The organism is Azohydromonas aeria (assembly GCF_009760915.1).
Lineage (GTDB): Bacteria > Pseudomonadota > Gammaproteobacteria > Burkholderiales > Burkholderiaceae_C > Azohydromonas > Azohydromonas aeria.
This window is the reverse complement of sequence record NZ_VIDQ01000066.1, coordinates 36,295-42,379: the sequence shown is the minus strand read 5'-3', so window position 1 is coordinate 42,379 and position 6,085 is coordinate 36,295. Positions and strand designations below refer to the sequence as shown.

The window sequence follows — 6,085 nt, the reverse complement described above, 5'->3', positions numbered from 1 at the left end:
CGGACGAGGCGCTGTACCTGAGCAGCGCCGACTGGATGAGCCGCAACATGCTGCGCCGCGTGGAGGTGGCCTGGCCGGTGGACGAGCCGGCGCAGCGCCAGCGCGTCATCGACGAGTGCCTGGTGCCCTACCTGCACGACGCGCGCGATGCCTGGGCGCTGCAGGGCGACGGCAGCTGGCGCAGCCTGGCCGTGGCCGGCGGCGCGGGCGCGCAGCCGGCGCTGATGAATCTGTACCAGGAGTGAAACGACACATGGACCTGATCTTGTGGCGCCACGCCGAGGCGCACGACCTGCGCGAGGGCGAGACCGACGACCTGGCGCGCACGCTCACGCCCAAGGGCGAGCGCAACGCCGCGCGCGTGGCGCAGTGGCTCAACCACGTGCTGCCCGCAGGCACGCGCGTGCTGGTAAGCCCGGCGGTGCGCACGCAACAGACCGCGGCGGCGCTGGAGCGCAAGTTCAAGACCGTGGCGGCGCTGGCGCCCGACGGCAGCGTGGAGGCGCTGCTGGACGTGGCGCGCTGGCCCGAGGCGCGCGAGCCGGTATTGATCGTCGGCCACCAGCCCACGCTGGGGCTGGCTGCGGCGTACCTTCTGTCGGGCACCGCACAGTCCTGGAGCATCCGCAAGGGCGCGGCGTGGTGGCTGCGCTGCCGCGAGAAGGAAGGCCGGCAACAGGTTTCGCTGCTGGCGGTCAGGTCGCCGTCGCTGCTCTGAATCCGTGCCGGTGGCAGGTCGCACACGGATGCGAACGCAACCAGATGGTCAGTGCCATGCGGTTTGCAGTGCCGGCATGGACCTTGCACATGCACGATGATCAACCACCAGGCCAAGGCCATGCTGTACACACACGCCCCGGCTCGCGCTCCCCGATCCTGCACCTATGCCGAACTGTGCCGCCGCCTCGACGGCTTGCGGCACGAGCAGCTGCCGCAGTCATCGGCGGCTGAAGCCATCTGCATCGGACTCGCGGACGCGCGTGGCGAAATCGTGCACAGGGTGCGCACGCTGCGGCTGGTGGAGGCGCTGAAGGTGGTGGAACTGCTGGTCAATGCCGGCTGGGTGCCGGTGCAGGACCGCAGCGCCGTGGGCGACGAGGACGGCCTCATGCGTGTGTACCGGCGGCCGGCGCGGGATACGGTGTGAAGGCTTGGCGGCGTGACCGATTGATGGCTTGAACCTGAAAGACGCAGGCCCCGCGGCTGGAAGCCGCGGGGCCTTTCGTGAGGCCTCTTGCGCTGCCTAGGCCTGCGCGGCGCTTGCAGCGTGTCGGGAAGCGTCCGTCAGTACGCGCTGGTCCTGCTGCCCGGTGAGGACTGCTTGGCGGCCGGCATTGCGGGCGGCCAGCTGCTGGGGCTCGGGCTGCGGCCGAAGAGTCCCAGGCGCTGCGCCTCCAGCGCGGCCTCGGCGCGGGAGCTCACGTTGAGCTTGCGGTAGATCTGCTTGACGTAGTCGGCGATGGTGTGGCGCGACAGGTGCAGCTGCACGCCGATCTCGGGCAACGTGAAACCCTTGGCCACGCGCAGCAGCACTTCGCGCTCGCGCTCGGTGAGCTTGACTTCGGGCATCAGGTGCGTGTCTGGCTTGGGCAGCGCGGTGAAGTAGGCCATGACGCGCCGCGCGATCGAGGGCGACAGCGGCGGCTCGCCCTGGCTGATGCGCTGCAGCTGCTCGCTGATGAGCTCGCGTGGCTGTTCCTTGAGGATGTAGCCGTAGGCGCCGGCCTGCAGCGCGGGGAAGAGGTGCTCGTCGTCGTCGTGGATCGTCACCACCACCGACTGCGCCTCGGGCTGCTGTTCGCGCAGCGCCGTCACCACGTCCACGCCCGAGCCGTCGGGCAGGCCCAGGTCGATGAGCGCCAGGTCGAAGCGGATGACGGATACCAGGCCCAGTGCGTCGTGCACGCGGGCGCTCTCGGAGATGCTGGCCTGGGGAAACAGCTCCGACACGAGGCACTTGAGCCAGTTGCGGATTTGCGGCAAGTCTTCCAGGATCAGGATGTTCTGCATGCGACCTCCCAGTGAGTGATGTGGCGCGCGTGTCCTGCGGACCGGCACGCGTGCGGGAGCCAAAGCAAGAAAGCGGCCAGTCGGCCGCCAGGGCACCAGGCCGCTGCACCACGACGGCCGAAGGTTGCAGGAGAAACCATCCCCGTCGAGCGGGCTGCAGGGTTGTTTCGCGTTGTGGGCCTGCCAGCCTGCGGTGAGTGCGGAAGTCAGCCTTGCTTCGGCGCCACGCCCGCCGGCGCGGCTTGCAGCATCCGGCAGCACGGTGCCGTGCCGCCAACGCGTGCAGCCCGGCGCGCGCAACTCATGCTTCCCGGTCGCATGCCTGAAGCCCGGCATCCGCTCCTTGAGAGCGGTTTGAAGTCGGCATGCGGTAAGGCGAAACGATCGTGCACGGTTTGGCCCTTGGCCGACGACTTGCCGTCCTTGCCCTTGTCGGCCAATGCTGCATCGACAGGCCAGGGCCGGGTGGGGTGCAGGCCCAGCGCGGCGCGAATGTATCTGAATGCAAGTGAAAGTACGGCTGTGACGGCTCCCCCACGGGCTCATGATTTGCAATGCCGTCACCGTCGTGACAGGAGAGGGCGACACCATGGTTTCGTATCGGTGCAAACCCTTGCCGTTGCAGTGCCGATACGGCCGCGGTGTACTGGCTTGATGTACAGCCTGTACGCGCATACAGTATCGGACAGGAGGTTATCTATGAGCACGCCCGTTCCCAGCAACAGCCTCAGCCACCTGCGCCAGCACTACCGTCCGAGCCGCAACCGTGTACCGGCCTGGCTACGCCGCGTGTGGCTCTGGTTCTGACGAAAATCGCAGCTCTTCCGACTTGGACTGCCCCTGCGTCATGAGTACACCGCTGCGTGAAGAAGTCCTGAAGCTGCGCGAACCCACCCCGCAAGCCAGCCTGCCGCTGGCTGCCGAGGGCGTGCAGCGCTATGTCTGGGAACACCGCTACGGCTCGATGCTGATCGAGGTCATCGGCGACGAGGTACGGGTGGACGGGCAGGTGGTACGGCCGCTGCAGTCCAAGGGCCCGGAGCAGCCGCCCGGCTGAAATTTGCGTCCGGTAGGCCACGCCACATGCTCCCGGCGTGCGGGTGCCGGTGCCGGTGCCGGTGTAAGGCCCCTGCGGCTGCTGTGGGTTCGAGGACGGGATGCCGCGCCAGCTCTGCATCGGCGCGGGCATCGGCATCACGCGCTGTTCCGGATGCGCTGACGCCCGGTGCTGAGCCGGCGCCCGTGCCAGGGCGAGCGCGGCACGTAGACTTCGCCGCTTCTGCATTTCCCGCGAGGCTGCGCGCGCCGGCCTTTGGTGTCGTTCCGATGAATCTGCTGCAAGCCGGCCGGGCCTGGGCCCGACGCATCAAGCGCGACGTGATGACGCTGTGGTTTGCCCGGAAGCATCCGCGCACGCCCTGGCATGCCAAGGCGCTGGGCGTGCTGGTGGTGGCCTATGCGCTTAGCCCGATCGACCTGATCCCGGACTTCATCCCGGTGCTGGGCTACCTGGACGACGTGATCCTGCTGCCCGCGCTGATCTGGCTGGCCGTGCGCCTGCTGCCCACCGACGTGCTGGCGCAATGCCGCGCACAGGCCGAACAGTGGCTGCTGGAAGCCCGCGCCCGCCCTCGCAGCCGCGCCGGCGCCGTGGCGATCGTGGCGCTGTGGATCGTGCTGGGCCTGCTGCTTGGCGCGTGGCTGTACGGCCGCGGCTGGACGGCGCGCCACGGCTGAGCGGCGCGGCGCGTCACGGGGCCTGGAACGTCACCGTCACCGAGGCTGCGCTGCGCTCGGCCGCGCCGTGGAACACGGCTTCGATGTTGTTGCCGTCCGGATCCAGCACGAACGCCGCGTAGTAGCCCGGGTGGTAGGGGCGTTCCCCGGGCGCGCCATGGTCCCGGCCGCCGTGCGCCAGCGCGGCGGCATGGAAGGCATCGACCATCGCCCGGTCCGCGGCCTGGAAGGCCAGGTGATGACGCCCCGTGAGCTGACCCTGCGCCGCCGGGCTGTCGGCCGTGGACACGAAAAGCTCGTCGGCCCAGAAGTAACCTTCGCCGCTGCCGCCCATCGGTATCCCGAGCACCTCGAACACCGCCGCATAGAAATCGCGGCTCGCGTCCAGGTCGCGCACGACGAGCTGCAGGTGATCGATCAGGCGGCCGCGGTGCAGTTGCTGCGCTTGCATCGCTCACGCTTTCCGTGCGCGGATCAGGACTGGCGCTGCCGCGCCGCGCTCCCGGGCGGCTGTTCCTGTTTGCCCGGTTGCGCCTGCTGCCAGCCCTCCTGCTGGTTGCCGACACGGGCCGGATCGGCCTGATCCGCACTGGCACTGCCGCCCACCGTGCCCTGCATCTGCTGCCCGTGGCGGCCCACGTTGCTGCCGTCGAGCTTGTCCTGCCCCTGGCGCGAGCCGGACTGGGTGTTGAGCTCACCCGTTTCACGTGCGGCCGGCTGGCCCAGGTCCTGGTTGCCGCGATCGCGGTCGGGATGGTTCATGTCGGTGCCTTTCGCAAAGCCTCGGCCGGCGGGATGCCGGTTCGCCCGCATGCCGTCGGGCAACCGGGATGCCGCGAACAGAGCTCCGATCCACCATTCAACAACATACCTGTTGTATGGCCGATGGTTGCCAGCCCTTCCTGACGCTTTGGCACCGGCCCGCGCCGCTGGCTTGGTCTGCCATCTTCGCAGGGCGATCAAGGACGGCGCTGCAGGCCGGAAAGGTCAACGCCAGTCACGGCATAGTCAAGCGGATTTCTAAGCAACTGGTATGTTGTAACTGGGTTCGGGTCCGGTACAGCTCGCGCTTCGCGCGAGCTGGCGCGGCACCTTGCCGGGCCTGCCCGACATCGCCGCACCGATCAAGCCGGCGTGGTTGCAGGCACACAGCCGGCGCAGGACGCCGGGGCGCTGTGGAAAAATTTCCGCGCACGACCAGGGGAGGACATTCGTGAAGGGCATCGTGGCGTTTCTGCTGTTCACGCAACTGATGGCAGCGCTGGCGGTGCTGGCCGCCGCGAAGCTGCGCAAGCTCTTGAACGCGCCCGGCGTGGCGCCGGTGCGCTGCCTGGTGATCGCGCTGCAACTGTGGCTACCCACCGCGGGCGCCTTCGTGCTGATCATGAACGTGGCGCTGGAACGCTGGACGCTGCACCCGCTGCTGGCCGTGCCCCTGCTGGTGCTGGCGCTGCTGCTGCCCGGCGTTGCGCTGGCCTGGCTGCTGCTGCACCGGGCCAGCCGGCGCGCCGACCGGTCCTTACCCATGCCGGTTTGAACCTGGATCAAGAATCATCGTTTCATTTTTGCCCCACGCATCAGGCAGGCACCGAAACTGGGCCACAATTGCTGCGCCGCAACAAACCGTCAGGAGATTGCAATGAACACTTTCATCGCCCAAGCCCAGGAAGCTGCCAAGCAGTGGAGCGAGCTGAGCACCGCCTTCTTCCAGGAGCAGGCCAAGCTGTTCCAGGCGCCGTTCTCGGGCGCGGCCACGACGCCGGATGCCAGCGCCGCCATGGCCGGCATGGTCAAGGCCGCAGAACAGGCCGACGAGTTCATGGTCAAGGCCGTGAAGCTGCTCGACGCCCAGAGCGCCCAGCTGATGGACGCGGCGCTGCAGGACAACGCCGCCAAGGACCAGCTCGCCCCGGTCGTGGCCGGCTACAAGCAGGCTTCCCAGGCCGTGGTGGCCGCGGTGGAGCAGCTGGCCCAGGCCCGCAAGGCGCTGCTCGACAAGACCCGCGCCGGCGCCTGAACACGGCCGCCGCCGTCCGCTTTGCGCAGGGGCCCCAATCGGGGCCCCTTTTCTTTGCCCTGAGCGCAGCCCCGCCCGGGAGGCAGCCGGGCCAGCCTGTCAGGATCTTCCCGGCCGTCGCGGCACGGGGCGACGGCGCCCCGCGCCGCCAGGGACGGACCCGGCCCGGCCCATGACGCCTTTCCCGGCCTGGCCAGTGCCAGGCATGGAGAATCCGCCGCGTAGATGGCGCAGGCCCGGGCTGCCAGCCCCGCGGCGCCCGCAGTGACCCCCACGCCGGCCGGCCTGCTCGGCGCGCGGCTGCCGCGGCTCCGGGAGCGG

9 protein-coding genes and 1 pseudogene are annotated in these 6,085 nt (G+C 69.2%); 7 read left to right on the top strand and 3 right to left on the bottom strand.

Annotation, left to right across the window (positions count from 1 at the left end):
- The 3 genes and pseudogenes from FJ694_RS27650 to FJ694_RS27640 form a co-directional block, all read left to right on the top strand.
- Positions 1 to 245, top strand: a pseudogene (locus tag FJ694_RS27650) (polyphosphate kinase 1); the annotation flags it as partial.
- A gap of 8 nt (positions 246 to 253) precedes the next feature.
- Positions 254 to 718, top strand: a complete 465-nt coding sequence (gene sixA, locus FJ694_RS27645) for a phosphohistidine phosphatase SixA (RefSeq protein WP_157270766.1) — start codon at positions 254 to 256, stop codon at positions 716 to 718.
- Positions 719 to 814: 96 nt separating this feature from the next.
- Positions 815 to 1,147: a hypothetical protein gene (locus FJ694_RS27640; protein ID WP_157270765.1), complete on the top strand. Its 333-nt coding sequence runs from the start codon at positions 815 to 817 to the stop codon at positions 1,145 to 1,147.
- Positions 1,148 to 1,284: 137 nt separating this feature from the next.
- On the opposite strand, the gene FJ694_RS27635 is transcribed toward FJ694_RS27640, so the two are convergent.
- On the bottom strand, positions 1,285 to 2,010 hold the full coding sequence (locus FJ694_RS27635) for a response regulator (protein ID WP_157270764.1): 726 nt from the start codon (positions 2,008 to 2,010) through the stop codon (positions 1,285 to 1,287).
- 847 nt (positions 2,011 to 2,857) lie between these two features.
- Here FJ694_RS27635 and FJ694_RS27630 point away from each other — a divergent pair.
- The gene (locus FJ694_RS27630; RefSeq protein ID WP_157270763.1) at positions 2,858 to 3,067 is read left to right on the top strand and encodes a hypothetical protein; all 210 of its coding nucleotides are present in this window, start codon (positions 2,858 to 2,860) and stop codon (positions 3,065 to 3,067) included.
- Between the two features lie 269 nt (positions 3,068 to 3,336).
- The gene (locus FJ694_RS27625; RefSeq protein WP_157270762.1) at positions 3,337 to 3,747 is read left to right on the top strand and encodes a YkvA family protein; all 411 of its coding nucleotides are present in this window, start codon (positions 3,337 to 3,339) and stop codon (positions 3,745 to 3,747) included.
- Between the two features lie 13 nt (positions 3,748 to 3,760).
- On the opposite strand, the gene FJ694_RS27620 is transcribed toward FJ694_RS27625, so the two are convergent.
- Positions 3,761 to 4,198, bottom strand: a complete 438-nt coding sequence (locus tag FJ694_RS27620) for a VOC family protein (protein WP_157270761.1) — start codon at positions 4,196 to 4,198, stop codon at positions 3,761 to 3,763.
- A 23-nt stretch (positions 4,199 to 4,221) separates the two neighbouring features.
- Positions 4,222 to 4,509, bottom strand: a complete 288-nt coding sequence (locus FJ694_RS27615) for a hypothetical protein (protein ID WP_157270760.1) — start codon at positions 4,507 to 4,509, stop codon at positions 4,222 to 4,224.
- 451 nt (positions 4,510 to 4,960) lie between these two features.
- On the opposite strand from FJ694_RS27615, the gene FJ694_RS27610 reads away from it, so the two are divergent.
- Positions 4,961 to 5,284 (top strand): hypothetical protein, encoded by a 324-nt coding sequence (locus tag FJ694_RS27610; protein WP_157270759.1) that lies wholly within the window; start codon positions 4,961 to 4,963, stop codon positions 5,282 to 5,284.
- A 102-nt stretch (positions 5,285 to 5,386) separates the two neighbouring features.
- Positions 5,387 to 5,764, top strand: a complete 378-nt coding sequence (locus FJ694_RS27605; protein ID WP_157270758.1) for a hypothetical protein — start codon at positions 5,387 to 5,389, stop codon at positions 5,762 to 5,764.
- Positions 5,765 to 6,085: the final 321 nt, after the last annotated feature.

Coding starts and splice junctions, on each gene's coding strand:
- FJ694_RS27620 (WP_157270761.1), bottom strand. CDS start 4,198: ATGCAAGCGCAGCAACTGCACCGCGGCCGCCTGATCGATCACCTGCAG.
- FJ694_RS27635 (WP_157270764.1), bottom strand. CDS start 2,010: ATGCAGAACATCCTGATCCTGGAAGACTTGCCGCAAATCCGCAACTGG.
- FJ694_RS27615 (WP_157270760.1), bottom strand. CDS start 4,509: ATGAACCATCCCGACCGCGATCGCGGCAACCAGGACCTGGGCCAGCCG.
- FJ694_RS27630 (WP_157270763.1), top strand. CDS start 2,858: ATGAGTACACCGCTGCGTGAAGAAGTCCTGAAGCTGCGCGAACCCACC.
- FJ694_RS27625 (WP_157270762.1), top strand. CDS start 3,337: ATGAATCTGCTGCAAGCCGGCCGGGCCTGGGCCCGACGCATCAAGCGC.
- sixA (WP_157270766.1), top strand. CDS start 254: ATGGACCTGATCTTGTGGCGCCACGCCGAGGCGCACGACCTGCGCGAG.
- FJ694_RS27605 (WP_157270758.1), top strand. CDS start 5,387: ATGAACACTTTCATCGCCCAAGCCCAGGAAGCTGCCAAGCAGTGGAGC.
- FJ694_RS27640 (WP_157270765.1), top strand. CDS start 815: ATGATCAACCACCAGGCCAAGGCCATGCTGTACACACACGCCCCGGCT.